Raw genomic sequence first — 26,300 nt, 5'->3', positions numbered from 1 at the left:
CCGCTCAGGTCAGGCTACGGGGAAGCCTCCGGGCCCCGGGCGGCTTTGCGCAGGTCGGCCGCCGGGAGCGGCGGCGGGAGTGGCGTCGGGCTACTTCCGCGTCGACAGGACGCTCGGGTTCGCGTACACGAACTCGGCCAGCTTGTCGTTCCTCACCGCCTGGAACATCTGCAGGCTCAGCGGGCTCAGCGCTTCCTTGCCGTCGGCCGTCGGGTTGAACCTGCCGCCGTTGGTACGCAGCATGGTCAGGTCGTTGCCGGTGACCCCGCGCATGGTGAAGATGAAGTCGGCGATCGGCACCCCGCCGACGTCGAGGACGAGGGCCTTGCCGGCCGCCTTCATCAGCGCGTTGAGCTTCACCGGGTTGGTCAGCGTCCCGTTCTCGGTCGCCTTCTTCGCCATCGCCTTGATCAGTTGCTGCTGGTTCTGCTGGCGGTCGTAGTCGCCGCCGTCCAGGCCGTAGCGCTGTCGGGAGTAGTCCAGCGCCGCCCAGCCCTTCATCTCCCGGCAGCCCTTCTTGTGCACCACCGGGGTCATCGTCCTGCCCGTTTTCTTGGCCTCGGCGTTCCACATCGGCTTGCCGTCGACGTAGGACATGTGGTGCGACGTCACCTGCTGGCTGACGCAGATCCGCACGCTGCCCAGGGTGTCGATGATCTTCTTGAAGCCACCGAAGTTGATGATCGCCGCGCCGTCGAAGCTGACCCCGGTCATCCTCTTGATCGTCTTGGCCATGAGCTGGGCGCCGCCCTCCCAGCCGCCCCCGTTCTGGGCGCCGTACTGGAAGGCTGCGTTGATCTTGTTGGGCCCGTGGCCCGGAATGTCCGCCTGGGTGTCGCGCGGAATCGAGATCATGTACGCCTGGTCGTGCGAGGCGGGGATGTGCAACACGATGATGCTGTCCGCCCGGACGTCGTCGGCGGCCCAGCGCTCGCGGGCGTCCACGCCGAGCAGCAGCATGTCGATCGGGCCGTCGAGGTTCTTGCCGCCCTCGGCGCCCGACTTGCCGGCGTCGCCGAGCAGGTTGCCCTGCGCGATGCCTGCGGTCGCCTGGCTGATGATCGCCTTGCTGCCGACGATGGCGATGCCGCTGGTCAGCATCAGGACCGCACCGAAGATCAGGGTGAGGCGGGCCCAGAGGGGGTCCTTGCGGCGGGTCCGCTTCTTCGCGGCGCCGCCGGATCGCCGACCGCCGCTGGAGCGCTGCGGGGACATCCGCGCGGACGGCCCGGCGGGCTCCAGTGACGAGGGGCGACGGCTGGCTTGAACCGGCATGCGTGCTCCAGCTCGCGTGATCGGGGGGCGGGACAACTTTACGTACCGCTTCCCGTCATGGCGAGTTCGTCAGCCGGACAATTTCCGTTCTTCCGGGTAGCCGCCGGTGACAATCGTCCGAACGTCCAAATGAATACAACCGGCCGGCGGTTGGAGCCCTGAGGACAAGGATCCAACCGCCGGCCGCGATGACGCCCGTCGAAGTGGCGCGACTCAGTTCGCGTTGCTCGCGCCCCCGGCCGGCTGGTTGGCCTGCACCCAGTCGGCCATCGTGTCCGCCGACATGGCCTGGTACATGGCCAGCGCCTTCTCCCGGTCGGAGACCACCACGGACTCGCCGTTGACCATCTGGCCGCCGAGGTTCGGGCTGGTGACGAACGTCAGGTTCTCCCCGCGCAGGCTGCGGAACTGCAGCGCCATGTCGACCACGGAGAAGCCCTCGTCCACCGTGACCGCCTTGGTGACCGCCTGGAGGAACGCGTTCAGCTTGCCCGGGTTGGTCAGCGTCCCGCTGCTGGCCGCCTTGTCCATCAGCGCCCGCAGGAACTCCTGCTGGTGGCGCATCCGCGCGAAGTCGCCGTCCGGGAACTGCTTGCGCTGACGGATCCAGTCCAGCGCCTCGGCGCCGTTCATGTGGTTGACGCCCTTGGTGAACTTCCGGTACGGCTTGTGGATCGAGGTGATCGTCCGCTCCACCTTCAGGTCGACCCCGCCGAGCGCGTCCGTGACCTCCTTGAAGCCGGCGAAGTCGATCGCCATCACGTGGTCGATGCGGACGTCGGTGAAGCACTCCACCGTCTTGACCGCCAGCGGCAGGCCCCCGAACGCGAACGCGGCGTTGATCTTGTGGCGCTGCCCGGAGCCGCACTCCGCCTGGGCGTTCTCGGGGACCGGAACGTACAGATCCCGGGGAATGGAGACCAGGTACGCCTCCTTGTGGTCCGCCGGGATGTGCATGACGATGATCGTGTCGGCCCGCCACTGGCTCCGCTGGTCCACCGGGGCGTCCGGGTCCCGGGAGTCGCTGCCGACCAGCAGGATGTTCAGCGCGCCGTCCACCTGCTTCGCCGGCCGCCCGCCGGTCAGCTCCGCGAACGGGTCGGTGCGGGCCAGGTCGTTGTTGAGGTTGCGGGCGTAGAACCACGCGCCGGCCCCGCCGAGCAGCGCGAGCACCAGCACCGCGACGCCGGCCACCAGGCCGATCCGGCCCCACCGCGGACGCGGGCCGCGTCGGCCCGACCCACCGGGGTCACGCGGGCCGCCGGGGCCGCCCGGTCCCGCGGGGCCGCCCGGCCCGCCGCCGTACGGCCGGTCGTCGTGCGAGGGGTGCCACTGGGCCTGAGGGGTGTGGGCCCGGCCCGGCGAGCCCCGGCCGGGCACCGAGGCACGCCCGGAACTGCGGTGCAGGTACGGGAGGGAGGCCCCGGCGGGAGTGGTCGCTGACATGTAACCGAGAGTACGTAGCCCCGTCGAGTCCTGCCGTGAAGCGAGCCCGCGGGCGGTGCGCGTCGGTTACCCTAGCCGCTCGCGGAAATACTCGATCGTGCGCCGGAGGCCCTCTTCGGGCGCGACGGTCGGCTCGTAACCCAGCAGCTCGCGGGCCAGGGTGAGGTTCGGGCGGCGCATCTCCGGGTCGTCGGACGCGCGGGTGACGTAGGTCACCTCCGAACTGCTGCCGGAGAGCGACACGATCAGCTCGGCCAGCTCCCGCATGGTCAGCTCGTGCTCCGTGCCGCAGTTGATCGGCCCCGTCTCGGTCGAGTCGAGCAGCAGCAGGATGCCGCGCACCAGGTCGTCCACGTAGCAGATGGACCGGGTCTGGTTGCCCGTGCCGTGCACGGTGATCGGCGCGCCGCGCAGCGCCTGGGAGATGAAGGTCGGGATGGCGCGGCCGTCGTCCGGCCGCATCCGCGGGCCGTACGTGTTGAAGATCCGCACGATCGCCGCGTCCAGCCCCCGGCTGCGGTGGTACGCCATGGTGGCCGCCTCGGAGAACCGCTTGGCCTCGTCGTAGACGCTGCGGATGCCGATGGGGTTGACGTTGCCCCAGTACGTCTCGCGCTGCGGGTGCTCCTTCGGGTCCCCGTACGCCTCGGAGGTGGACGCCATCAGGAAGCGGGCGCCGTCGGCGAGGGCGCGGTCCAGCAGGTGCAGGGTGGCCACCGAACCGACCCGGAGGATCTCCACCGGCAGCTTCTCGAAGTCGGTGGGGCTGGCCGGGGAGGCCATGTGCAGGATGGCGTCGAACCGCTCGGCCAGCGCCGGGTGGTGGCTCGGCAGCCCCTCCGAGATGTCGGCCTCGACCAGAGTGAAGGTCGGCTTCTCCACCAGGTGGGCGATGTTGTCCTTGGATCCGGTGACGAAGTTGTCCAGCACCACGACCGCGCAGCCACGGTCGATGAGGGAGTCCACCAGGTGCGACGGGACGAAGCCGGCGCCGCCGGTGACGAGGACGCGGTGGCCGGAGCCGAAGCGGGGAGCAACCTTCATGCCGGCCAGCCTACTCAGCCGACCTGGCATCGGCTGAGTAGGAGGGGCAGAAGTGGGCGAGCCCCCTGCCGTCCGGCGGGGGGCTCGCCGTGTGCCCGGCAGGTGCGGTGCCGAGCGGGCCAGGGTCAGTGGGCGCCGGCGCCCGTGAGCGAGCGGACCTCCAGTTCGGCGTACTTCTCCTCGTCGTGCTCCTTCGAGATCACCGTGCCGATCCACCCGCACAGGAAGCCGAACGGGATGGAGAGGATGCCCGGGTTGGACAGTGGGAACCACTGCCAGTCGTGCTCGGGGAACATCGAGGTCGGCGCGCCGGAGACGACCGGCGAGAAGAACACCAGGATCACCGCGGAGAGCAGGCCGCCGTAGATCGCCCAGACCGCGCCGGAGGTGTTGAACCGCTTCCAGAACAGGCTGTACAGGATCGCCGGCAGGTTGCCCGAGGCGGCCACCGCGAAGGCCAGCGCCACCAGGAAGGCCACGTTGAGGCTCTGCGCGTAGATCGACAGCGCGATCGACACCGCGCCGATGACCAGGGCGGAGAGCCGGGCCACCGTCACCTCCTGGCGCTCCGACGCCTGGCCCTTCTTCACCACGTTGGCGTAGAAGTCGTGCGCCAGGCTGGACGACGAGGCGAGCGTCAGACCGGCGACCACGGCCAGGATGGTGGCGAAGGCGACCGCCGCGATGATCGCGAGCAGGGTGGCCCCGCCCAGGTTCCCGCCGAGGAAGTCCTTGCCGAGCGCCTCGGCGAGCTGCGGGGCGGCCGTGTTGCCGGCCTTGTCCTGCGCGACGATCTCCTTGCCGCCCACCAGCGCCGCCGCGCCGAAGCCCAGTGCGAGGGTGAGCAGGTAGAACGCGCCGATGATGCCGATCGCCCAGAGCACGCTCTTGCGCGCCGCCTTGGCCGTCGGGACGGTGTAGAAGCGGATCAGGATGTGCGGCAGGCCGGCCGTGCCGAGCACCAGGGCGATGCCCAGCGAGAGCAGGTCCATCTTGTTGTAGAAGGTCTGCGTGGCGTTACCGGCGACCTCGACGCCGTACCGCAGGCCCGGTTCCAGGAAGGCGCTGCCCTTGCCGGAGGACGCGGCGGCGTCGCCGAGCAGCGACGACAGGTTGAACTTGTACTTGGCCAGCACCAGCAGGGTCATCAGCAGCGCGCCGGACAGCAGCAGGAACGCCTTGACGATCTGGACGTACGTGGTGCCCTTCATGCCACCCACGGTGACGTAGATGATCATCAGGGCGCCGACCAGGATGATCGTGGCGACCTTCGCCGTGTCGGCGTCCATGCCCAGGAAGGTGGTGCCCGGCTTGATGCCGAGCAGCAGCGCCACCAGCGCGCCCGCGCCGACCATCTGGGCCAGCAGGTAGAAGATCGACACGGTGATCGTGGAGACCGCCGCCGCCGTACGCACCGGGCGCTGGCGCATCCGGAACGCCAGCACGTCCGCCATCGTGTACCGGCCGGAGTTGCGCAGCAGTTCGGCGACGAGCAGCAGCGCGACCAGCCAGGCGACCAGGAAGCCGATCGAGTAGAGGAAGCCGTCGTAGCCGTACAGGGCGATGAGCCCGGCGATGCCCAGGAACGACGCGGCCGACATGTAGTCGCCGCCGATCGCCATGCCGTTCTGGAAGCCGGAGAACGACCGGCCGCCCGCGTAGAAGTCGGTGGCGGTCTTGGTCTGCCGGCTGGCCCAGATCGTGATCGCGAGGGTGACCGCCACGAAGATCAGGAAGAGCGTGATGGTCAGGTTCCGGGCGGTGCTGCCGCCCGCCTCAGCCGCGAGGACCGTGCTCATGGGTCACCTCCCCGATCTCGGCGCGGATGCGGTCGGCCACCGGGTCGATCCGCCGGTCGGCGAACCGGGAGTACAGCCAGGCGATCAGGAACGTGGAGACGAACTGGAGCAGGCCGAAGACCAGGGCGACGTTGATGTTGCCGAACAGCTTCGCGCCCATGAAGTCCCGCGCGTACGCGGAGAGGATCACGTAGAGCGCGTACCAGAGGAAGAACGCGACGGTCATCGGGAAGACGAAGCCGCGCAGGGCGCGACGCAGCCCCGCGAACTCGTCCGACCGCTGCACGGCGAGGTACCGCTCGGCGGCGGACTCGGCCGGCACCGGCGTGTCCGGCGCGGGTGTGTCCGTGGACATCTGTGGATCACCACCTTCACAGGCGAGGGGAGTTTCGGGCACCGTAGAAACGGTGTCCCCCGCCCGGGAAGGGCCAGATCGAGCCTGGTCACCCCCTGCGCTGAACGGTCCCCCTCCTGCGCCGAGTGACCCAGGTCACTCCGGTGACCGGTCGGCGCGATGCCCGCGTCGATGCCGGCGCCGATGCCGCCATGTCGGCGACATGGCCGTATCGACGGGCCCGGACACCGCCATGTCGCCGATATGGCGACGACCCGGCGCCGGTCAGGTCAGCTCGCGGTAGCGCCCCCGGTAGTGCAGGAGCGGTGCCGTCTCCTCCGACAGGTCGACCGCCTCGATCGTGGCCTCGACGAGCAGCGCCCAGCCGTACTCGCGGGCGGAGTCCAGCCGGCAGCCCGCCCAGCCGCCGGCGTCGGCCGGGACCGGCCCGTACTCCGTGTCGGTCCACGAGCCGTTGGCGAACAGGCCGCCCGGCGACGGGAACAGGCCGGCGAACCGGTCGGCGAGCTGCCGGTGCGGCGGGCCCAGCGGCGCGACCGCGAACCGCCCGGCCTCCTCGACCGCCGCCCACAGGTCCGACTCGGCGTCGACCAGCCCGAGCACCCGGTCCGGCTCGCCCTCGGCGACCAGCGTGGACGACACGGTCAGCCCGGCGGGCCCGGGCGCCGTCCAGAGCGTCACCGGCGCCGCGAGGCGACCCCGCAGCCGTCGCGCCGGGGACCTCTGACCGACGGGTACGGCGAACGGATCGGTGTGGTGGATCTCGGCGCCCGGATCATGATTCACGTGAAACATTGTGACCCGGGCAGCGGCGCGGGATTCGCCGCTCGGCCGCGCGTCGCCTGGTGGCTTGTGGCGCGTCGCCCGGCCTTCGGTCATCGTGTCGCCGGGTATCGCTTGGTCTGATGTCAGCGTTGACGGCTGAGCGACTGCGACACGCCGAATCCGTGCCGTTCTACCGTCAACGTTCAAGCCGTCGGGCGTCGACCGGGCGCGCGCCCAGCCCAGGAAGCGGTCGTGCAGGTCAGCCGGGCGGGCGTGCCCGCCGAGCTGCCCGAGCTGGTCGCCCGCCTCGGCCAGCAGCCCGGCCAGGTACACCAGCAGGGCCGTCCGCTGCCCTCGGTACTCGACGAGCAGACCCAGTCGGGCCGGCTGGCAGGGCCACGGCGCGCCGCAGGCCCGGCACCGCCAGAGCGGGCGCATCGCCACGTGCGGGACGTACCGGCTCACCGCCCGGTCGCTCCGCCGTGCCCCGACCGGGCCGGCGGCGTCACCACCGGCCACCGTTCGCCCGCCAGGTCTGGGCCGGGGTGAGCCAGCCCGCCCGGCCCGGCCGCGGGTATGCCACGGTCGGCCACGACGCCCAGTCCGGCACGGGGTTCCGGCGGGTTGGCGGCACCGTCGTCTGGTACGCGTGCGCGGCGGCGTTGCGTCGGCGGAGCCGACGGAGCAGCGGGAACATGGTGGCCTCCTTCGGTAGAGGGGCCGCCCCGCCCAGGGGGAGTGACCGGGGCGGCCCGCGCAGGACCGGCCGCCGGGTCGTCGCCTCCACCAGCCGGGCCGCGTGCCCTCCACCCTGGACTCGAAGTGCCGGACAGGGGAGGATGCCAGGGCTTACTACGCAGCGCGGTCGCGTACTTACCGGAGAGGTAAGCGGTGAACTACGAGAAGTGGATCAGAGCGTTGAAGGCCGCCCGGGCCGGGGCGGAGGTGTCGCAGGAGGGGCTGGCGACCCTGATCAGGTGGAGTCCGTCCACGGTGGCGGCGATCGAAACCGGCCGCCGCCGGCCAACCATGGAGTTCGCGGTGGCCGCCGACGAGGTCCTGGGTACGGGCGGCCTCCTCGCCGGCCTGCTCGAAGAACCCGAATCGGATCGCTCTCATCTGTGGTTCACCGCTTGGCGGGACCACGAGGAGAGAGCAGTCAGGCTGCGCAACTTCGAGCCCTGCCTGGTCCCTGGCCTGTTGCAGACGGAGGAATACGCCAAAGCGATCTTCTCGGCCGGGGGTCTCCAGCGCGGCGAGGAGGTGGAGCAGTTTCTCGCGCTACGCATGAGCCGGCAACAGATGTTGCATCGGAACGACCCGCCGGAGTGCGTCTTCGTCATCGACGAAAGCGCCCTGCACCGGTCGATCGGCGGACCGGCTGTGATGGACCGTCAACTCGGCCGGTTGATGGAGGCTGCCGAACTGCCTCATGTCAGCCTGCACGTTCTCCCCCTCGACGTCGGCGCGCACGTCTCGCTCGGCGGCGGCTTCGTGATCGCGGAGATGCCGGGCAACGAGGGCATGTTGTGTCTCGACAACGCGGCCCGAGGACAAATCGTGGACTATCCCGAGTGGATTGGCATGATGCTGCGCAAGTGGGAGAGTCTGTTGGGTGAGGCGCTTTCGCAACGCGCATCGTTGGATCTGATCAACAAGCTGAAGGTAACGCCATGATCGACGTGGTTCCCCGCTGGCGTACGTCCACCCGTTCGCATGATTCAGGCAACTGTGTCGAGGTGGCGGGCAATGTGCCCGGGGTGGTGCTGGTGCGGGACAGCAAGGACCGGTCAGGCCCGGTGCTCACCTTCCGCCCCGACGCCTGGCGCCGCTTCGTCGCGCTGGCGACGGGTGAGACCCGAAGGGACTGAGCCTCAGTCGCCCGCCGGCAACGAGCGGCGGGCGGCGGCCAGGACCTCCGGGTCGGCGCAACCGGCGGCGTACCCGGCGATCCGGCGGCGGATGTCCCGCCCCAGCAGCCACAGCCCGACCCGGTCGGCGACCGGGCGCAGGAACGCGGGCCGGCAGCGGAAGTTGTATCGCCAGGTGGCGATCGTCGTACCCGGTTCGGGGCCGGCCGCGAACCGCCACCCGCCGGCGAACGACTCGAAGAACCACGGTCCCTGGACCATCTTCATGCCCACGTGGCTCGGCGGCGCGAACGAGACGTACTCGCTGACCATGGTCAGGCCGTGCCGGGACCGGGTGAAGGTGCGTACCCCCTTGCCCGGGCGCGTGGCGCCGTCGGTGAAGTGCTGCTCCCGTACGAAGGGATCCCAGCGGTAGCGGACGGGCGCGACGGTCTGCGACACCGCGAAGGCCAGCTCGGGCGGCACCGGGACGGTCGTCACCGCTTCGACGACGGGCACCGGCCCATTGTGCAGCTCCGGGCCAAGTGGCCGCCTGCCGTCCGCGACGAGCTTCCGTGCGCGGGTGATCTACCGTGCGGGCATGTCCCCGTTCACCCGGCAGCCACTCGCCCAGACCCGCATCGCCAACGCGGACGCCGTGCTCCGCAACGAGGTGGACCTGCGCGCCTATCCCCACCGGCACCTCGCCCTGGTCGCCAGCCCCGGGTTCACCGGCAGCGGCGTGTCCCAGCTGATGGAGGCCGTCGAGCACCTGTCGCACTACGGGTGGGACCTGGTCAACGTCACCAGCGTCAACAGCAGCAACCTCGTGTACGCCTTCATGCGACGCCGGTGACGCCTGGCGGCCCCTGTCCGGCTGGGGGCTCGGGGTGGCGCGCACGTTCGTCCTCCTGCACCTACTCGAAGTGCTCACTGTGGAGCTGCCCCGCCTGCGCTACCGGGGACCCGAGTCGGCCATCCACCCGTGTCTCGTAGACCAGGGCGGTAGCACAGCCGGGGCAGGTCCAGAGCGCCTGACGCCCGGGTCCATGGAACAGCGGCGGCTCGCGACGAGCGTGTCGGATCCGGGTGACCGGTAGGGTCCGTGATCGTGCAGCGACTGGCGCTCTTCGATCTCGACAACACGTTGGTCGACAGGAGCGAGGCGTTCCGGCGTTGGGCGGCCGGGTTCTGCGCGGAGCACGACCTTCCGCAAGACGCCCTCGCCTGGCTGCTCGCCACCGACGGGGACGGCTTCGTGCCGCGCGACTGGTTCTTCGGCGAGGTGCGGCAGCGGTTCGGTCTCGCCGCGCCGGCCGACCACCTGTGGGAGGAGTACCGGCGCCGGATGCCGGAGCTGGTGAGCTGCCGCCCGGGGGTGCGGAACCTGCTGACCTCGCTGCGGGAGCGAGGTTGGCGGATCGCGATCGTGACGAACGGTCAGGCCGACAACCAGCTCGGCAAGATCCGCCGCACCGGGCTGGACCAGCACGTGGATGCGTGGGCGGTGTCCGGCGAACTGGGAATCAGGAAGCCCGCGCGGGGACTGTTCGAGGCCGCGGCACGCGGATGCGGTGTCCGGCTGGACGACGGGGGTTGGGTGATCGGTGACAGCCCCACGCTCGACGTGGCGGGCGGCCGCGCGGCGGGGCTCTCGACCGTCTGGATAAGTAGAGGCCAGGCATGGCCCGGCGAGTTGAGCCCACCCGACCACGTCTGCGCCGAGGTGGAAAGTGCCGCGGCCGTTCTGCTCGACGAGGAACCCGGGCCACGCGCGTAGCGGTGCATGTCGCCGACATGGCGGGGTCGGGGTGGCGCGGATACCGCCATGTCGCCGACACGGCGGGGCCGGCCCGCCGTGACCGCCCCTACAAGCGGAGCGTCTCGGGGGCGTGCAGGCGGAGCATCGTCGCCCCGACGCCGGGCGGGAGGCGGCGGCGGGTCGCCGCCGACACCGCCACCATGACGGTGAACGCGAGCGGAACTGTCCACGCGGCCGGCTGCGCGGTGAGCGTGGCCGGCCAGCCGGTCAGCGGCGCGCCCAGCACCGTGAGCAGTACCGCGCCGATCGCCGCGCCGCCGCCGACCAGCACCCCGGCGGCGGCCCCCACGTCGGTGAGCCCCCGCCACCAGATGCCGAGCACCAGCAGCGGGCAGAAGCTGGACGCGGCGACCGCGAACGCCAACCCGACGACCTGCGAGACGTCCATCCCCGAGACGTTCAGCGCGAGCAGTGCCGGCACCCCGCCCGCGATCAGCGTGGCCAGCCGGAAGCCGCGTACCGAGCCGTGCCCGAGCACGTCGGTGGAGATCACCCCGGCGACGCTGGTGACCAGCCCGGACGAGGTGGACAGGAACGCCGCGAACGCCCCGGCGGAGACGAGGGCGGCCAGCAGCCGGCCCGTCGTCCCGTCCCCGAGCGCCGCCCCGGGCAGCAGCACCACCACCGCGTCGGTCTGCCCGGCGACCAGCAGTTGCGGGGCGTAGATCCGGCCCAGCACGCCGTACAGGGTGGGCAGCAGGTAGAACGCGCCGACGAGGGCCAGCACGACCAGGGTGGTGCGGCGGGCCGCCGCACCGTCCGGGTTGGTGTAGAAACGCACGAGCACGTGCGGCAGCCCCATCGTGCCGAGGAACGTCGCCAGGATCAGCGAGTACGTGGCGAACAGCCCCCGGTCGTCGTCCCCGGCCACGTTCGGCAGCAGCCAGTCGGCGGCGTCGGTCGCCGTACCGCTGACCTGCGGCACCGGGTCGCCGGCGGCGAAGTCGAGGCGGTCCCCGGGGCGTACCTCCCGGATGTCGCCGTCGTCGAGGGTGAGGGTCGCGCGGTGCTCGACCACGACGGTGGTCGCGGTCCGGAACGCCGGCCCGTCGGGCGGGGTCACCGCCGGGCGGCCGTCGGCCTGCCACTGCAGGATCAGGAAGATCGCGGGTACGGCGAGCGCGGTGAGCTTCAGCCAGTACTGGAACGCCTGGACGAACGTGACCGCCCGCATCCCGCCCAGCGCCACGTTCGCCGTGATCACCCCGGCCACCACCAGCGCCCCCACCGGGTACGGCGAGCCGGTCACCGTGGCCAGCGTCAGCCCCGCCCCTTGGAGCTGCGGCACCAGGTACAGCCAGCCGATGAAGATCACGAAGACGGTGGCGAGGGTACGCAGCCGGCGCGAGCCGAGCCGCAGCTCACAGAAGTCGGGCAGGGTGAACGCGCCGGAGCGGCGCAGCGGGGCGGCCACGAAGAGCAGCAGGGCCAGGTAGCCGGCGGCGAAGCCGACCGGGTACCAGAGCACGTCCACGCCGTACTTGAGGATCAGGCCGGCCACGCCCAGGAACGACGCCGCCGACAGGTACTCCCCGCCGATCGCGGCGGCGTTCCAGGTCGGGCTGACCGTCCGGGAGGCGACCAGGAAGTCGGAGGTGGTCCGGGCCAGCCGCAGCCCGTAGAAGCCGATCCCGAGGGTGGCCAGGGTGACGGCGACGATCGCCGGGACGACGTACCCGTTGTGCATCTCAGCGCTCCGGCCGCTGGACCAGGTCGGTGAAGTCCTGCTCGTTGCGCTCCGCCAACCGCACGTACGCCCAGCCGACCGCGATCAGGAACGGGAAGGCCGCCACCCCGAGCAGCAGCCAGGGCAGGTTCACCCCGAACGCGGTTACCCGGCCCACCGAGGGCGCGATGGCGAACAGCCACGGCAGGCCGCCGAGGCCGATCGCGACCACCAGGCTCAGCCGCAGCGCCAGCGCGAGCTGGGCCCGGACCAGGCCCCGGACCAGCGCCTCACCGACCTGGGTCTGCTGGGTCAGCTCGACGCGGGTGCGATCGGCGCCGGTGTCCCGCCGGGACACCTCGGCCAGCACGATCCGGGTGCGCCCCGGGGCGACGGCCGCCGGCCCGTCGGCCGGCGTCCGGCGCGGGGCCGGTGGCGGGTTGGCCGGCGCCCGGCGTGGGGCCGGTGGCGGGTCGGCCGGCGTTCCGGGCGGGGCCGGCGTGCGGGGGGCCGGTACGGGGTCGTCGGGAGCGGCCACCCCGGCAGTCTTGCCGGATTGCCGGGAATGTCAAGGGCCGGCGTCACCGGTAGAGGAAGCCGGGGCAGTCGTGCGTGCTCGTCACGACGGGCTCCTGGGCGAGCAGGTCGCGGGCGGTGGCGCGGCCCCGGTTGGCCGTCCGGAACCCGTCGTCCGGCAGTTCGGCGGCGATCTCCCGCAGCACGCAGGAGCGCATCGGCTCTGGGAGCCGGTCCAGCGCCGGCACGGCGTCGGCGGAGAGCCGGGACAGGTATTCCGGGTCGATCCGCGTGACCCGCTCGTACCGGTCGACGTTGCGCTCGGCGATCAGCCGGTCCGGGTTCACCGCCGCGAAACCGAGCAGGGCGAGCACCGCCGTGCCCACGACCAGCCCGGGCAGCCAGCCGGCGCGCAACCGTACGATCGCCGCCCCGACCAGCAGGAAGAGCACCCCGAGCCACAGTTCGGCGGTCGCCACGACCAGCCGCAGCCGGGTCGCCCCGTACGCGTCGGCGTAGACCTGCATCCGGTACAGCGCCGACGCAACGACGACCAGGCTGAGCGCGGTGAGCGTACCGAGCAGGAACCGGATCAGCAGCCGGTCCACCCAGGTGGACCGGGGCGCCCAGCGGGCCGCCCCGGCCAGCACGAGCAGGGTGAGTGCCGAGACCGCGAGGAGCTGCCAGAAGCCGCTGCGGGCGTACTGCGCGTAGCTGAGGCCGGCGGTGTGCAGCACGTGGTCGGAGCCGCCGAACAGCACGGTGAGCTGCACCAGCACGAACGCGGCGAAGAGCGCGTCCAGCAGGGCCAGCGGGACCGCCCACTCCAGCCGGCGGACGGGCCGGGCCGGGGCCGCCCGCAGCCCGTCCAGGTCGGCCGGCGCGGCCAGCAGGTACGCCCCGCCGAGCAGGCCGCCGCCGACCAGCCCGAAGCGGAACAGCCAGCCGACCGTGCCGCCGGCGGAGAACTCGGGCAGCGCGGTGGCGAGCAGGTCGGCGAAGACCGCGTCGGCCGAGGAGAGGAGCAGGCCGAAGACGGCCAGCAGGCCCACCGAGGCGGCGGCGGTCGCCAGCCCGCGCCCGAGCGCCGACGGGCCGGGCCCGGAGCGGGGCAGCCCGCGCTTCGCCCACGGGAGCGCCCGGAACGGTGCGGCCGGGGTGAGCACGGCCGCCGCCAGCATGCCGAGCGGCGTCCGGCCGCCCGTGACGGCGAGGGCACCGGTGACCAGGGCGGCGAGCAGGCAGAGCACGAAGAGCCAGCCGGCGGCCCGGACGTACCCGACGGAGACCAGGGCGATCGTGGCGGCGGCCCAGACCAGCCGGCTCGCCGTCCGGCCCGGCGCCCCCGTGGCGTCGGGACGGACCGCGACCCGGATGTCGCCGTTCTCCGCGCTGCTCCTGGTGGTGGATGCGCTGTCGGTGCTGCCCGTGGTGACGGCTGCGATGTCGGTCGGCGGGGCCTTGTCGGGGCTGGTGCGGGTGGGTGCGGTGCCGACTGGCGGGACCTTGTCCTGGACGGTTCGGGTGGCGGCGGTTCCGGCCGGCGAAGACTTGTCCTGGTCGGTCTTGGTTGATGCGGTTCCGGCGGGCCCGGCGCCGGTCTTGGCCGACGCGGAGGCGCGGGCTGCCGGGACGAGGGCGGCGGTGGCGGCTAGCGCGGCCAGCAGCCAGCCGAGGCCGGGGCGGTCGAGCGGGACGACGGACGCCGCCACCGCGGCGGCGACGGCCACCGCGCCGAGCACGACGGGCCGGGCGGCTGCCGTCGGACCCGGCCAGCGACGCTGCCAGAAGGACGGTTGGCGCGGCGGCAGCCCCGGCGGGGCCTGCCCGCCCGGAACCCCTCGCACCTCACCGGTCGCGGCCTGGCGTGCGGGCAGCTCGGTTGACGAACTCGAATCTTGGTACGAAGGTGCCCCTCCAGGGGCCGTTTCGCACCAAGATCTCGCGCCCGCCTTGTCCGCCGCCGCCTGGCGGGACGTGTCTTTCGGCCCGCTTTGCTCTGCACCCGTCGGCGCACCGGTTACCGCCCGTGCCTGTTGCATGGGTGGGTGCAGAGCAAAGGGGCTGTCGGTGGTGGGCTTCTCCGAGCCTGACTCTGCTGGCATTTCGCCTTTTTCGGGCACGACAACTCCTCGATGGGTCCACGGAAGGACACGATCGGTCCACGGACGGACACGATGGGTTCAAGAAGGAAGGGAAGAGGAAGAACGGCGGTCAGGCCGGGGTGGTCACGGGAAGGGTGACCTGGATGCGGCAGCCCGGGTGGGAGCCGTCGGCCCCCGGGTGAGGGTCGAGGACGGCGATGCTCCCGCCGTGCAGCTCGACCACCCAGCGCGCGATTGCCAGGCCCAGCCCGGTCCCGCCACCGCCGGAACGGTCGCCCCGGGTGAACCGCTCGAACACCCGGGACCGCTCGGCGACCGGGATGCCCTCGCCCTCGTCGTTCACCTCGAAGTGCAGTTGGCCAGCCCGCTCCTCCGCGCTGACCAGCACCGTCCCGCCGGCCGGGCTGTGCCGCGCGGCGTTGTCCAGCAGGTTGGCGAAGACCTGGTGCAGCCGCCACGGGTCGGCGTACACCGTGAGTGGGGCCGGCAGGGGCCGGAGCCGGAACCGGACGTCCCGCCCGACCCCGGTGGCGGTCGCCGCCGCCTGCTTCACCGCGTCCTCAAGGAAGTCGTCGAGGTCGATGGCCACCCGGCGCAGCGGCACCACCCCGGCGTCCAGCCGGGACAGGTCGAGCAGGTCGGCGACGAGGTGGCCGAGCCGCTCGGTCTGGGCCAGCGCGGCCCGCAGCGCGGCCGGCTCCGTCGGGGCGACGCCGTCGACCAGGTTCTCCAGCACGGCCTGCAACGCGGTGATGGGCGTACGCAGCTCGTGCGAGACGTTCGCGATCAGCTCGCGCCGGCGTTGGTCGGCCGCGGCGAGGTCGGCGGCCATCTTGTTGAACGCCTGGGCCAACTCGCCCACCTCGTCCCGCGAGGTGGCCCGCACCCGCCGGGAGTAGTCGCCCCGGGCCATCGCCCCGGCCGCCGCCGTCATCTCCCGCAGCGGCGAGGTCATCCCGTGCGCCAGCACCTGCGAGGTCAGCAGCGCCACGCCGATCGCGGTCGCGGAGGTCATCGGCGGCAGCCAGCCGATGGCGTACCAGAAGTAGCCCATCCCGGCCGCGCCCGAGGCGACCAGCAGGAGGCCGAGCTTCGCCTTGATCGAGCGGACCGGGTCGAGGGGACGCGGCAGCACCCGGTTCAGCCACGTGACCTGGCGCTCGATCACGGCTGCACCTCCAGCGCGTAGCCGACGCCGTGCACCGTGCGGATCAGGTCGGCGCCCAGCTTGCGACGCAGCGCCTTGACGTGGCTGTCCACCGTACGGGTGCCGGAGCCGTCGGCCCAGCCCCACACGTCGGCGAGCAGTCGCTCCCGGGCCAGCACCGTACGCGGCCGGCCCGCGAAATGGACCAGCAGGTCGAACTCGGTCGGGGTCAGGTGCACCTCGACGCCGGCCCGCAACACCCGCCGCTCGGACTGGTTGATCTCCACGTCGCCGAGGGTAACCGCGGCGGGCGGGGCCACGGTTGCCCGCTCGACCCGGCGCAGCAGCACATGCACCCGGGCGGCCAGCTCACGCATCGAGAACGGCTTGGTGAGGTAGTCGTCCGCGCCGACGGCGAGCCCGACCAGCAGGTCCGTCTCGTCGTCCCGGGCGGTGAGCATGAGGACGGGCACCGGCCGGTCGGCCTGGACGCGCCGGCACACCTCCAGCCCGTCGAACCCGGGCAGCATCACGTCGAGGACGACGAGGTCGGGCTGCCACGCCCGGAACCGGGCCACGGCGGCGGGCCCGTCCGCCGCGATCTCCACGGCGAAGCCCTCGGCCCGCAGGCGGGTGGCGACCGATTCGGCGATCGTCCGCTCGTCCTCGACCACCAGCACCCTGCGCTCCTTCATGGGAAGTGACTGTAGGCAGCGGCCGTGGAGATCGGTGGGGCGCGTTGTGAACAACCTGTGGAGAACTCTCCACACCTGTGGATAACCCGGTGGACAACGCTGTGGGCAGCCGCGTTCGCGCGGAACTGACCGGCCGAGTACGGCTCAGCGGTTCCAGTCCTGCTTCGCCGCGCGGACCAGCTTGTCCTTCAGCTCCCGGGTGTGCCGGCGGCTCACCGGCAGCTCGGTGGAGTCGACCACCACCACGTACCCGGAGTTGACCAGCCGCAGCTCGGCGATCAGCTTCAGCTGCACCAGGTACGACCGGTGGATGCGGACGAAACCGGCGTCCGCCCAGCGCTCGGCCAGGGTGGCCAGCGACACCCGGACCAGGTGTGAGCCGTCGGCGGTGTGCAGGCGGGCGTAGTCGCCCTGCGCCTCCACCCAGCGCACCGCCGAGCGCGGCAGCATCCGGGTGGTGCCGGCAAGCTCGACCGGGATCGTCGGGTCCTCCTCCGCCCGGGCCAGCGCCGCCGGGTGCGTCGGCACCACCCGGGAGCCGATCACCCGGCGCAGCGACTCGGCCAGCCGCTCGGCCCGCACCGGCTTGCGCACGTAGTCCGTGGCGCCCAGGTCGAAGGCGTCCACCGCGCCGTCGTCGTACGCGGTGACGAAGACGATCGCCGGGGGCCGGGCGAACCGGCGCAGCACCCGGGCCAGCTCCATGCCGTCCAGCCCGGGCATCCGGATGTCCAGGAAGACCACGTCGATGTCGCCGTCGCGGAGCACCCGCAGCGCCTCCGTCGCGTCCCCCGCCGTGTGCAGCCGGGCCACCCGGGGGTCGGCGCGCAGGTGGTACGCCAGCTCGTCCAGCGCGGGCGGCTCGTCGTCGACCGCCAGCACCCGGAGGAAACCGGGCGGGGCCGCGGTCACGAACCGGCCCGTACGCCGGGGTGGAACTTCGGCACCCGCAGGCTCACCCGCGTACCGGAGCCGAGCCCGGTCTCGACGACCAGGCCGAACCGGTCCCCGAACGCCGAGCGGAGCCGCTCGTCGACGTTCGAGAGGCCGACGTGCTGGCCCGGGTCGTCGGTCGGGTCGCTGCCGGCGCCGGCCAGCTCGGCGATGCCGGCGGTCAGCGTCGTCGGGTCCATGCCCACTCCGTCGTCCTCCACCGTGATGTGGCACTCCGCGCCCGCGTCCCGGGCCTCGATGCTCACCATGCCGGTGCCGGGCTTGCGTGACAACCCGTGCCGGACGGCGTTCTCGACCAGCGGCTGGAGGCAGAGGAACGGCAGCGTCACCGGCAGCACCTCCGGGGCGATCTGCAGCCGCACCTGGAGCCGGTCGCCGAACCGGGCCCGTTCGATGGTCAGGTAGCGGTCGATCGACCGCAGCTCCTCGGCCAGCGTGGTGAACTCCCCGTGCGCCCGGAACGAGTACCGGGTGAACTCGGCGAACTCCAGGATCAGCTCCCGGGCCCGCTCCGGGTCGGTGCGGACGAACGAGCCGATCGCCGTCAGCGCGTTGTAGATGAAGTGCGGGCTGATCTGGGCGCGCAGCGCGCGTACCTCCGCCCGGGCCAGCCGCTCGCGGGAGCGGTCCAGCTCGGCCAGGGCGAGCTGGTTGCCGGCCCAGTGGGCGGTCTCCAGGGTGGCCTGCACCAGCCCCGGGGCCGGGGGACCGTCCGTGACGGCGACCAGCGCCCCGACCACCCGGCCGTCGGCGCGCAGCGGGGCCACCACCGCCCCGCGGACGGGGCAGTCGACGCGGTCGCAGTGCAGCTCCGACTCCCCCAGCACGGCCGACCGTCCGGCCGTCGCCGCCCGCCGGGCCGCCGCGAGCAGCTGGTCGCCGTGGTGCCCGCCGCGCCCGTCGAGGGCGAGCAGCCGGTCCCGGTCCGTCAGGGCCAGCCCGACCGCCCCCACCAGGGCCCGCAGGTGGCGTACGGCCTTCGTCGCGCCCGCCTCGGTCAGTCCGGCGCGCAGCGGATCGGCGGCCAGCCCGGCGGTGTGCAACACCTCGTACGTGGCCCGCTGGGTGGCCGTGGCGATGCCCCGCCGGGCGCGCAGCCGGACGACCGCGTACACGGCTGCGGCCAGCGCTGTGCCGAGGGAGAGCACGCCGACGACGGCGGAGAGGTTGCCTGCCACGCAGCGATCCTGACCGGCGGCTGCCCCCTGCCGCCAGTAGAAAGGGTTGGAAGATCGCGGCCGGGTCCGGGTGACGTTTATGGACGGAGCGCTACTGAGCCAGCCACTGTCGCGCGCTCTGTGTCGGTATGGCGAAGAATGTCGCGTTGCTCCATCGGATCGTCTGCCCGGGCTTGTCGATCGGCTCAATCACCCACGCGTCGACAACGCGCCTGCCGTCGATGTTCACGTGCTCACCCCCGCGGCCGTCCGCGAATTCGATGCCGCGGAGCCATCCGACGCCGTCTGGGTCGCCGCGTTGCCCGGCAGAGAACTCGACCACCATGTCACCGATGCGCGGCCGCTTCATCCGTTCGCGTAGCTCGGCACTCAGCCAGGGCGCGTTGGGGGAAAGGGTCGAGCACCACAACTCGTTACCGAGTACAGCGATCAGTTGCGTCTTTCTGAGGGGCACGGCCGAAGTATCTCATATGGGGTATCACCAGGTGAAAGGCCTCCGCCCTACCGCCGTTTGACCCATTTTCGAGACTTCCGGGAAAGGCGAGCGGGATGTCCCAAATATGCGGTCACGACGGAGGCGCCGTCGGACCGGCGGCGGTCTGGCGCTTGTGAATGACAACGTCGCCGAGGTATCTCTCGACCAGGTCGTGTCGCACCGATTCGGTGCGGGGGTCGTCCGCCGCGATCGCGCTGCCCTTCGCGTGCGCGACGAGGCAGTACGTCAGGTAGTGACCGCGCACGTCCCATGCCAGGTTCGCGGCGGCCCGACTGACCATGTCCGACGCGCCGCCCGCGACCATGCCGCTGAACCGGCCCTTCTGGGCATCGACGGCAGTCTTGATCGCGGCCGCCGCCTTCTCGGCCTTCTGCTGGCTTTCGAGGTTGAAGATGCCAGCCGTGATGACCAGCTCGCCGTCGAGCGACATCATCGTTGCCCGTACGACCTGGGTGCAGCCAGCCGTCGTCAGTTGCTCCGCGATGGCACCGCCGGCCGCCACCTTGCACTCGGTGGACACCTGCGTCTTGAGGACCTTGTAAGACTCTTTGCCCTCGGCGCCGGGAATCGCCGCGGAGCCGAAAACCTCGGCCGCGGTCAGCGGGACGGGGTCGACGTGCTGGTCCGCGACCCTACGCTCCTGCTCGGTGAGAGGTCGATTGGCTGAGCCCTGCAGGAAGTACCAGCCGGCGCCGCCGCCGATCACCAGCACCACGAAGATGACCGCGAAGACGAGCGGCTTGCGGGACCGACGCCCGGCCTTCGGCCCCGCGTCGGCCCTGTCGGACTCGTGAAAGGTCGCTTGGAACTGGGGGCGGGGCGCTCCGTACTGCTCAGGCACACGCCTCGGGCCGGCGCCATGTTCGCCGGACTGGCCACCGTACGCGGCAGTGCTGCTCTGGCGCGGATGGCGGCCATACTTCGTCGGGTCGCCGACCATGCCGTACGGGTTGGCGTTGCCGTTCTGGTTGGGGACGCCGTGCTCGCCGTTTCGATGCGGACCGGTCCGCTGAGCCACGTCACTCGGCCACGCTGGGTGCTGGCGGGGCGCTTGGAAGCCGGCCGGCCGCGCTGCCTGGTCCCACTGCGGCGCCTGCGGCTCGCGGTAACCTGCGGCATACGGGGGACTGCCGTGCTGGCCCTCGCCAGCCCATTGGCGGCGCGGCTCGTAGGAGGGCGGCTGGGGCCGACCGTCGCTGTGCGGGGAAGCGCCGACGTCGGCTGAATCGTTCCGGCGATCCCGGAACTGACCCCGATCACGTGGGGGTGCGCCCTCGCCGTAGTCGTAGGTCATGGCGCACACCGTAGCGTAAGAGCGCGGCGCGGAGTACGCCAGCGATCTGAGTACCTGCTGGTACGCCAGCCCCGGGAGGGGACTCCGAGGTGCAGCAACAAGGATGAAAACACCGAATATGCCCGCGGTGCTGGAGAATTTTGTCACTCCAGAGAACGGGGGCGGTGCGACATGCCGTCCGGCTGTAGCATGTCGTGGGCCGTCGCGAGCGGCCGTCCCTGATGAGAGCTGAGTTCGCGTGCCTTCCCACCTTGGCTTGTTCGAGATCCTTTTCGCTGCAGTCGGCGTGGTGACGACCTTCGCGTTGGGCGTGCGCCTCTTCTGGAGGCGCGGGATGAGGCCGTGACGAAGGCCGCCAAGACCGCTCGATGGACGCCCGGGCGAGCCCTGCCCGCAGTGATCCTCATGCTCGGTGTCGCGTCGCTGTGGCTCTTCCACCATGTGACCCGGTTCGAGGACGTCGACACTGTGTCCGCGTTTGAGGTAGTTTACGCGTTCGCCTACCTCATGTTCTTTCTGCAGGTCGTTCTTGCGACCTTCGATCGCCCCAGACAGGTTAAGCCCAGGCAAGCTGCCGCGTTGGCAAAGATGAAGGTGGTGGCAGTCGTCCCGCTCTACAACGAGGACGTCGATGCGGTAATCGCCACTATCCGCGGTCTTCTCGGGCAGACCCGCCTTCCGGACGCGATCTTTGTTCGCGATGACGGATCGAACAAGGTGGACTACCTGCCCACTGAGCTGTGGGCAATCGAAGCCGCGAACAAGGTGGGACTTCCGCTCGTGTGGGTGCGCGACCGGAATCGGGGCAAGCGGGCCACTCACGTCGCCGCGTCTCTACGCTTCGCCGGCTGGGCCGACGCGTACCTGACGATCGATTCCGACTCTGTGCTCGCGCCGGACGCGCTTGAGAACTTGATCAAGCCGCTAGCCGATCCCAAGGTCATGTCGGTCGCGGGCGTGTTCCTCACCTACAACCTGAAGGGACCGATCGCCCGGGCGGTGGATCTGATCTGCACGGCGTCGCAGTTGACCGACAGGTCCGCGACGTCGGCGCTGGGCTCGGTGCTCGTCAACTCGGGCGGGATCTCGCTGTACCGCGCGCGGGTGATCGACGAGTGCCGCCATGGTTACGCGAATGAGGAGTTCTTCGGACGTCGCGTCGAGTTCTCCGACGACTCCTACTTGACGCTGCAGGCGTTGCTCCGGGGCAAGACCGTCCAGCAGGCAAACGCCTTCGCGTTTTGCATCATGCCGGAGCGCCTCTCCAACCACCGCCGGCAGTTCATGCGTTGGTTGCGCGGATCGTTCATCCGATCCTTCTGGCGTTTCAAGTACCTGCCCGTGCACCGGATCGCGTACTGGCTGCACGCACTGAAGTGGGTGCAGGCCATCGCCTCCACCATCGTCGTGTTCTCGCTCGTCCTGGTGAAGCCGGTGGCCGATGCCGTCGCCTGGTTGCGCGGGGCGGGAACTGACGCGCTGGTAGCGGACGCAAAGATGCTTTTGCTGGCGCTCGGAATGCTTATCGTGTTCGGGTACGTCCAACTGTTGCGGATCTTCACGGTGCGACGGTCCGATCAAACGAGGCCGGCACAACTGGGTTGGTTCCTGTTCCTTGCTCCGGTTGCGACCCTGTGGCAGTGGTCGGTGTTGCGAGTGTGGCGGCTCTGGGCCATCGCCTCCTGCATGAGCTTCAAGTGGGGCACCCGTCAGCAGATCGAGGTGGCGATCGGAGGTGATCATGAAAAGGTACTTGCTGGTGCTGCCGCTGCTGCTACTGGCTGGATGCGCGATGAAACCGTCATCTTCTTTCCAGGGCCGGCAGTCCGCGGCGAGCGCGACCGATCCGGCTTTACGCGCTAGTCCGATCCATGCCAACGTCTCCATGCTTCGGGCGGACAAGCCCGTCTTCGGTGTCACGTCGGACAAGGTAGCTACAGAAGATTCTGATCTGATTGCGAAAGAGACTGGATGTCGGCCGGTGTGGCGAGGCGTCTACGCTTCCATCGGGGCCCCATTCGAGATGTCCAGGCTGACCGATGCCGCGGGTGTTCCCTTCCTGACCGTGCAGCCAAAGGACCTGGGCTCGATCGTCGAGCAGAAGCGCTGGTCGCTCGCGTCGGTCGCCTCGGGTAAACGCGATTCAGAGCTGCGGGCCGTTGCGGACATCGTTGTCGAATATGGCGACCTGGTAGTGATCCGTTACGCGCCTGAGATGAATGGGAACTGGTCACCGTGGGCGGCCGGTGTCAACGGCAATACGCCGGACCAGTACGTCAAGGCGTGGCGGCATGTGGTGACGCTGTTCCGTAAGGCGGGCGCGACCAACGTTTTGTGGCTCTGGGCTCCGAACATCCTTCGTGGCGCAGCGGTGCAAAGCATCCATCAGTTCTGGCCGGGTGACAGCTGGGTCGATCTGGTCGGCTTCACCGGTTACGGGGTTGGGAGTCGCACCTTCGGGTTCGAGTCCGCGGCGAGCCAGACGTTCGATGCCACCATGAAGCTTCTTGATCGATACTCCAAACCGGTCGTTCTTGCCGAGACCGGTGTGGCTGGGGTCAACAAGGCCCAGTGGATGACTAGTCTGGGACCCTGGATGCGCGCCCATCCGAACGTCATCGGACTGATCTGGACCCAGGCGCCGCCGCCGCATTCCACTGCGGACTGGCGTTTCGATGACACCCCGCGGAACCTGGAGACCTTCAAGGAGTCAGTTGTTCCGTACCTGACCTGCCTTTCCGGCGGCTAGGTCGGATGCGTCGCGGCGCGCGTAGAGCGTCCTCGCGATTCTGGATGTAGTAGTTGGATTCAGGCGCGAAGTTCGGCTCGGGCGTACTCGCCTGAGCTTGTTCGACCCGGCTGGGCACACGGGGCCTAGTTCACCCAGCAAGAAGGAGCGACCGTGGCTGTCGACGTAGTCATACTTGGGCTCGGATACGTGGGCCTACCACTGGCTCGCGAGGCGACGTTGGCGGGCATGTCTGTGATCGGCTTCGACGTGAACAAGGAGTTGGTGGAGGCTCTCAACGCCGGCCGATCCCACGTCGATGATCTTGCCGACGACGACATCGTCCAGATGACGGAGAGCGGTTTCCGCGCAACGTCGGACGAGTCCGAAATCGCCGCGGCCAAGGCGGCCATCATCTGCGTACCGACACCGCTGTTCGAGGAGGGCGGACCGGATCTCGGTGCGGTCCAGTCGGCCACGGAAGCCGTCGCGCGCAATCTCCAGGTCGGGATGCTCGTCGTCCTCGAATCAACAACGTATCCCGGCACCACTGACGAACTGGTGCGCCCCATCCTGGAGGCCGGTGGCCTGATTGCCGGCAAGGACTTCCACCTGGCGTTCTCGCCGGAACGCATCGATCCGGGCAACAAGGATTTCGGCCCCCGCAACACGCCCAAGGTCGTCGGCGGCCACACACCGGCGTGCACAGAAGCCGCCGCGGCGTTGTACGGGCGTTTCATCGACACTGTGGTGCGTACCAAGGGCACCAGAGAGGCCGAGACGGCCAAGTTGCTCGAAAACACCTACCGGCACGTCAACATTGCGCTCGTCAACGAGATGGCCAAGTTCTGCCACCGGCTCGGGATCGACCTGTGGGATGTGATCCACGCCGCGTCGAGCAAGCCATTCGGATTCCAGGCATTCTACCCTGGGCCGGGGGTAGGCGGTCACTGCATTCCGATCGATCCGAACTACCTGAGCCACAACGTGCGCGTACGACTTGGCTATCCGTTCCGGTTTGTCGAACTCGCGCAGGAAATCAACGCCACGATGCCGGCCTACGTGGCCAGGCGGGCCCAGAACATCCTCAACGAAGCGGGATTGGCGACAACCGGCGCGAACATCCTGCTGCTGGGTGTCACGTACAAGGCGAACATCGCAGATGAACGGGAGTCTCCGGCTGTGCCGCTCGCTCGTGACCTGAACAGTCTCGGTGCGAAGATCAGCTACCACGATCCGTTCGTTGAGGAATGGCGGCCGGGCGTTGGAGTCATGCGGGTTGACGATCTGGAATCCGCAGTCGCGTCGGCTGACCTCGTGATCCTCGTCCAGAACCATCGCAACTACGATGCTGACCGGCTTGCCGCGACAGCGAAGCGCTTCTTCGACACCCGCGGCGTCACGCGCACGGACGACGCGATCCGCCTGTAGCCGACCGGTGTGATGCACACCTGACCTGACGCGCGATCGGGTGGCCGCTGTCTTCACAGCGGCCACCCGAGCCGTCAGAGGCCAGGACCGGCCCTTGTTCAGCAAGATCCGGCCAGACCCGAGGACGCTAGTACGCGCCCTTGCGCGCCAGCACCACGCCCACCGTGCGCCACAGGATGCTCAGGTCGTACGCGAGCGACCAGTTGTCGACGTAGTAGAGGTCCAGCCGGACCGCCTCGTCCCAGGACAGGTCGGAGCGGCCGGAGACCTGCCACAGGCCGGTCATGCCGGGCCGGACCAGCAGGCGGCGGCGCACGTCGCCGAGGAAGTCGCCGTCGTCGGCCGGCAGCGGGCGCGGCCCGACCAGCGACATCTCGCCCTTGAGCACGTTGATCAGCTGGGGCAGCTCGTCCAGCGACGAGGCCCGCAGGAAGCGGCCCACCGGGAACACCCGCGGGTCCTGCTTCATCTTGAACAGCATGCCGTCGGTCTCGTTCTGGTCGACCAGGCTGGCCAGCCGCTCCTCCGCGTCGACGTACATGGTGCGGAACTTCCACACCCGGAACGTGCGCCCCTCGTGACCGACGCGCGGCTGGCGGAAGAAGACCGGGCCGCGGTCGGAGAGCCGGATCGCGATCGCGATCGCCAGGAACACCGGGATCAGCAGCACCAGGCCGAGGCCGGCGGCGATCCGGTCCATCAGGTTCTTGGCCAGCAGCGCCGGACCCGACAGGGTCGGCTCCTCGACGTGCAGCAGCGGCAGGCCCTCGATCGGGCGGATGTGCACCCGGGGGCCGGCGATGTCCGTGAGCTGCGGGGCGACCACCAGGTCGACGCCGGAGCCCTCGAGCTGCCAGGCCAGTCGGCGCAGCTCGCCCGGCTCGGCGCTGGCCGAGCCGCAGACCGCGATCGTGTCGCCGCCGACCTCGCGGACGAGCGCGAGCACGTCCCGGCCCGCGTACACGGGAACGGGGGTCTGGATGCCGCGCGCCGCCGCGTACCCGTCGGTGATGTGGATGGCCACGGGCACCAGCCCGGCGGTCGGGTTGCGGGTGACCGCCGCGTAGACCTCCAGGCACTCCGGCAGGGTGCCCACGAGGACCATCCGGTGGCCGGCGTGGCCGGCCCGGCGGCGGATCAGGTGCAGCGTCAGTCGCGCCAGCAGCCGGCCGAGCAGGATCAGCAGCAGCGCGCCGAGCAGGGCGAAGCCGACCGTCCACCGGGAGAGGTCGGCTTTGAGGGCGAACGCGAGGAAGGAGACGGTGGCGGCGACGGCCACCCCGCCCCGGATCACCCGCTTGAACTCGTCGGGGCCGAGGCCGAGGTACCGCCGGTCGTACGCCCGGTTGCCCCACAGGATGATCAGCCAGCCGAGCGGGAGCAGCGCGAACGCCACCGTGTAGAACCACGACTCGTGTGAGCTGCTGAAACCCGCGGCGGCCTGCTCGAAGATCTGGATCGCCAGGAAGCTGGCCAACGCCGCCGCGCCGAAGTCGAGCAGCAGCAGGACCGCGGTGTAGGGGCGGTGCCAGCGGGAGACGCGCCGGCGGGCACGAGCCCAGGCCGACCGGGGTACGCCGTTGTGTGACGGCGGTGTCGGCGGCTGGATCTCGAAGCTGTCGACGTGCCGCACGAGTTTGCTCCGGCCTGTGTTGGTTACCGGGCGCTGGAGGCTTGTCGTCACCTCACCCATGTCCTCCCGCATGACGCGCGCCCTCACTCGCAGTGAGGGCC

At 70.6% G+C, this 26,300-nt stretch carries 24 protein-coding genes and 1 pseudogene; 7 read left to right on the top strand and 18 right to left on the bottom strand.

From position 1 onward, the window contains the following. Window positions 1-90: 90 nt before the first annotated feature. From ACGFIZ_RS00375 to ACGFIZ_RS00345, 7 genes and pseudogenes are all read right to left on the bottom strand, one after another. Window positions 91-1,275, bottom strand: coding sequence for an LCP family protein (locus tag ACGFIZ_RS00375; protein WP_393413896.1), 1,185 nt, complete (start codon window positions 1,273-1,275; stop codon window positions 91-93). Between the two features lie 213 nt (window positions 1,276-1,488). After that, on the bottom strand, window positions 1,489-2,721 hold the full coding sequence (locus ACGFIZ_RS00370; protein ID WP_393413893.1) for an LCP family protein: 1,233 nt from the start codon (window positions 2,719-2,721) through the stop codon (window positions 1,489-1,491). 66 nt (window positions 2,722-2,787) lie between these two features. Then, complete coding sequence (locus tag ACGFIZ_RS00365; RefSeq protein ID WP_393413890.1) at window positions 2,788-3,765, bottom strand: NAD-dependent epimerase/dehydratase family protein; 978 nt, start codon at window positions 3,763-3,765, stop codon at window positions 2,788-2,790. A 125-nt stretch (window positions 3,766-3,890) separates the two neighbouring features. Next, window positions 3,891-5,564, bottom strand: a complete 1,674-nt coding sequence (locus ACGFIZ_RS00360; RefSeq protein WP_393413887.1) for a cation acetate symporter — start codon at window positions 5,562-5,564, stop codon at window positions 3,891-3,893. Continuing rightward, entirely contained in the window at window positions 5,542-5,919 is a 378-nt protein-coding gene (locus ACGFIZ_RS00355; RefSeq protein WP_393413884.1) for a DUF485 domain-containing protein, read from the bottom strand. The genes ACGFIZ_RS00360 and ACGFIZ_RS00355 overlap by 23 nt, the downstream gene beginning before the upstream one ends. A 264-nt stretch (window positions 5,920-6,183) precedes the next feature. Next, a pseudogene (locus ACGFIZ_RS00350) lies at window positions 6,184-6,714 on the bottom strand (flavin reductase family protein); the annotation flags it as partial. 475 nt (window positions 6,715-7,189) lie between these two features. Continuing rightward, on the bottom strand, window positions 7,190-7,381 hold the full coding sequence (locus ACGFIZ_RS00345; protein WP_393413882.1) for a hypothetical protein: 192 nt from the start codon (window positions 7,379-7,381) through the stop codon (window positions 7,190-7,192). A gap of 194 nt (window positions 7,382-7,575) precedes the next feature. On the opposite strand from ACGFIZ_RS00345, the gene ACGFIZ_RS00340 reads away from it, so the two are divergent. Both ACGFIZ_RS00340 and ACGFIZ_RS00335 read left to right on the top strand, forming a co-directional pair. After that, window positions 7,576-8,361, top strand: coding sequence for a Scr1 family TA system antitoxin-like transcriptional regulator (locus tag ACGFIZ_RS00340; protein ID WP_393413879.1), 786 nt, complete (start codon window positions 7,576-7,578; stop codon window positions 8,359-8,361). Beyond that, window positions 8,358-8,555, top strand: coding sequence for a DUF397 domain-containing protein (locus ACGFIZ_RS00335; protein WP_393413876.1), 198 nt, complete (start codon window positions 8,358-8,360; stop codon window positions 8,553-8,555). The genes ACGFIZ_RS00340 and ACGFIZ_RS00335 overlap by 4 nt, the downstream gene beginning before the upstream one ends. Before the next feature lie 3 nt (window positions 8,556-8,558). Here the strand turns inward: ACGFIZ_RS00335 and ACGFIZ_RS00330 are convergent, their stop codons facing one another. Next, window positions 8,559-9,053, bottom strand: a complete 495-nt coding sequence (locus tag ACGFIZ_RS00330; protein ID WP_393413873.1) for an SRPBCC family protein — start codon at window positions 9,051-9,053, stop codon at window positions 8,559-8,561. An 82-nt stretch (window positions 9,054-9,135) separates the two neighbouring features. On the opposite strand from ACGFIZ_RS00330, the gene ACGFIZ_RS00325 reads away from it, so the two are divergent. Further along, a complete protein-coding gene (locus ACGFIZ_RS00325) occupies window positions 9,136-9,390 on the top strand; it encodes a hypothetical protein (protein ID WP_393413870.1) in 255 nt (84 codons plus the stop codon). A gap of 255 nt (window positions 9,391-9,645) precedes the next feature. Then, window positions 9,646-10,314 (top strand): HAD family hydrolase, encoded by a 669-nt coding sequence (locus tag ACGFIZ_RS00320; RefSeq protein ID WP_393413867.1) that lies wholly within the window; start codon window positions 9,646-9,648, stop codon window positions 10,312-10,314. 88 nt (window positions 10,315-10,402) lie between these two features. Here ACGFIZ_RS00320 and ACGFIZ_RS00315 read toward each other — a convergent pair whose 3' ends face one another. The 9 genes from ACGFIZ_RS00315 to ACGFIZ_RS00275 form a co-directional block, all read right to left on the bottom strand. Then, on the bottom strand, window positions 10,403-12,043 hold the full coding sequence (locus ACGFIZ_RS00315) for a cation acetate symporter (RefSeq protein ID WP_393413864.1): 1,641 nt from the start codon (window positions 12,041-12,043) through the stop codon (window positions 10,403-10,405). Window position 12,044: 1 nt separating this feature from the next. Then, entirely contained in the window at window positions 12,045-12,395 is a 351-nt protein-coding gene (locus ACGFIZ_RS00310; protein ID WP_393414815.1) for a hypothetical protein, read from the bottom strand. A 208-nt stretch (window positions 12,396-12,603) separates the two neighbouring features. Further along, window positions 12,604-14,385, bottom strand: coding sequence for a DUF4153 domain-containing protein (locus ACGFIZ_RS00305; protein WP_393413861.1), 1,782 nt, complete (start codon window positions 14,383-14,385; stop codon window positions 12,604-12,606). A gap of 367 nt (window positions 14,386-14,752) precedes the next feature. Beyond that, window positions 14,753-15,811 (bottom strand): ATP-binding protein, encoded by a 1,059-nt coding sequence (locus tag ACGFIZ_RS00300; RefSeq protein ID WP_393413858.1) that lies wholly within the window; start codon window positions 15,809-15,811, stop codon window positions 14,753-14,755. Further along, complete coding sequence (locus ACGFIZ_RS00295) at window positions 15,808-16,485, bottom strand: response regulator transcription factor (protein ID WP_393413855.1); 678 nt, start codon at window positions 16,483-16,485, stop codon at window positions 15,808-15,810. Before ACGFIZ_RS00295 ends, ACGFIZ_RS00300 begins: the two co-directional genes overlap by 4 nt. 144 nt (window positions 16,486-16,629) lie before the next feature. Further along, entirely contained in the window at window positions 16,630-17,397 is a 768-nt protein-coding gene (locus ACGFIZ_RS00290) for a LytTR family DNA-binding domain-containing protein (RefSeq protein ID WP_347667316.1), read from the bottom strand. Continuing rightward, window positions 17,394-18,617 (bottom strand): sensor histidine kinase, encoded by a 1,224-nt coding sequence (locus ACGFIZ_RS00285; RefSeq protein WP_393413851.1) that lies wholly within the window; start codon window positions 18,615-18,617, stop codon window positions 17,394-17,396. The genes ACGFIZ_RS00290 and ACGFIZ_RS00285 overlap by 4 nt, the downstream gene beginning before the upstream one ends. Window positions 18,618-18,708: 91 nt before the next feature. After that, entirely contained in the window at window positions 18,709-19,071 is a 363-nt protein-coding gene (locus ACGFIZ_RS00280; protein ID WP_393413848.1) for a hypothetical protein, read from the bottom strand. A 112-nt stretch (window positions 19,072-19,183) separates the two neighbouring features. Further along, window positions 19,184-20,407: a hypothetical protein gene (locus tag ACGFIZ_RS00275; protein ID WP_393413845.1), complete on the bottom strand. Its 1,224-nt coding sequence runs from the start codon at window positions 20,405-20,407 to the stop codon at window positions 19,184-19,186. Between the two features lie 342 nt (window positions 20,408-20,749). Between ACGFIZ_RS00275 and ACGFIZ_RS00270 the strand changes: the two genes are divergently transcribed. The 3 genes from ACGFIZ_RS00270 to ACGFIZ_RS00260 all read left to right on the top strand — a co-directional run bounded on the left by ACGFIZ_RS00270 (window position 20,750) and on the right by ACGFIZ_RS00260 (window position 24,566). Then, entirely contained in the window at window positions 20,750-22,270 is a 1,521-nt protein-coding gene (locus tag ACGFIZ_RS00270) for a glycosyltransferase (RefSeq protein WP_393413842.1), read from the top strand. Beyond that, complete coding sequence (locus tag ACGFIZ_RS00265; RefSeq protein WP_393413839.1) at window positions 22,167-23,156, top strand: glycoside hydrolase family 26 protein; 990 nt, start codon at window positions 22,167-22,169, stop codon at window positions 23,154-23,156. The genes ACGFIZ_RS00270 and ACGFIZ_RS00265 overlap by 104 nt, the downstream gene beginning before the upstream one ends. Window positions 23,157-23,309: 153 nt before the next feature. Further along, window positions 23,310-24,566, top strand: a complete 1,257-nt coding sequence (locus tag ACGFIZ_RS00260) for a nucleotide sugar dehydrogenase (RefSeq protein WP_393413836.1) — start codon at window positions 23,310-23,312, stop codon at window positions 24,564-24,566. 127 nt (window positions 24,567-24,693) lie between these two features. Here ACGFIZ_RS00260 and ACGFIZ_RS00255 read toward each other — a convergent pair whose 3' ends face one another. After that, the gene (locus tag ACGFIZ_RS00255; RefSeq protein WP_347667401.1) at window positions 24,694-26,259 is read right to left on the bottom strand and encodes a sugar transferase; all 1,566 of its coding nucleotides are present in this window, start codon (window positions 26,257-26,259) and stop codon (window positions 24,694-24,696) included. Window positions 26,260-26,300: the final 41 nt, after the last annotated feature.

The organism is Micromonospora sp. NPDC048830 (genome assembly GCF_043198215.1).
GTDB lineage: Bacteria > Actinomycetota > Actinomycetes > Mycobacteriales > Micromonosporaceae > Micromonospora.
The sequence above is the reverse complement of the archived record's forward strand: the minus strand, read 5'-3'. Positions and strand labels throughout refer to the sequence as shown.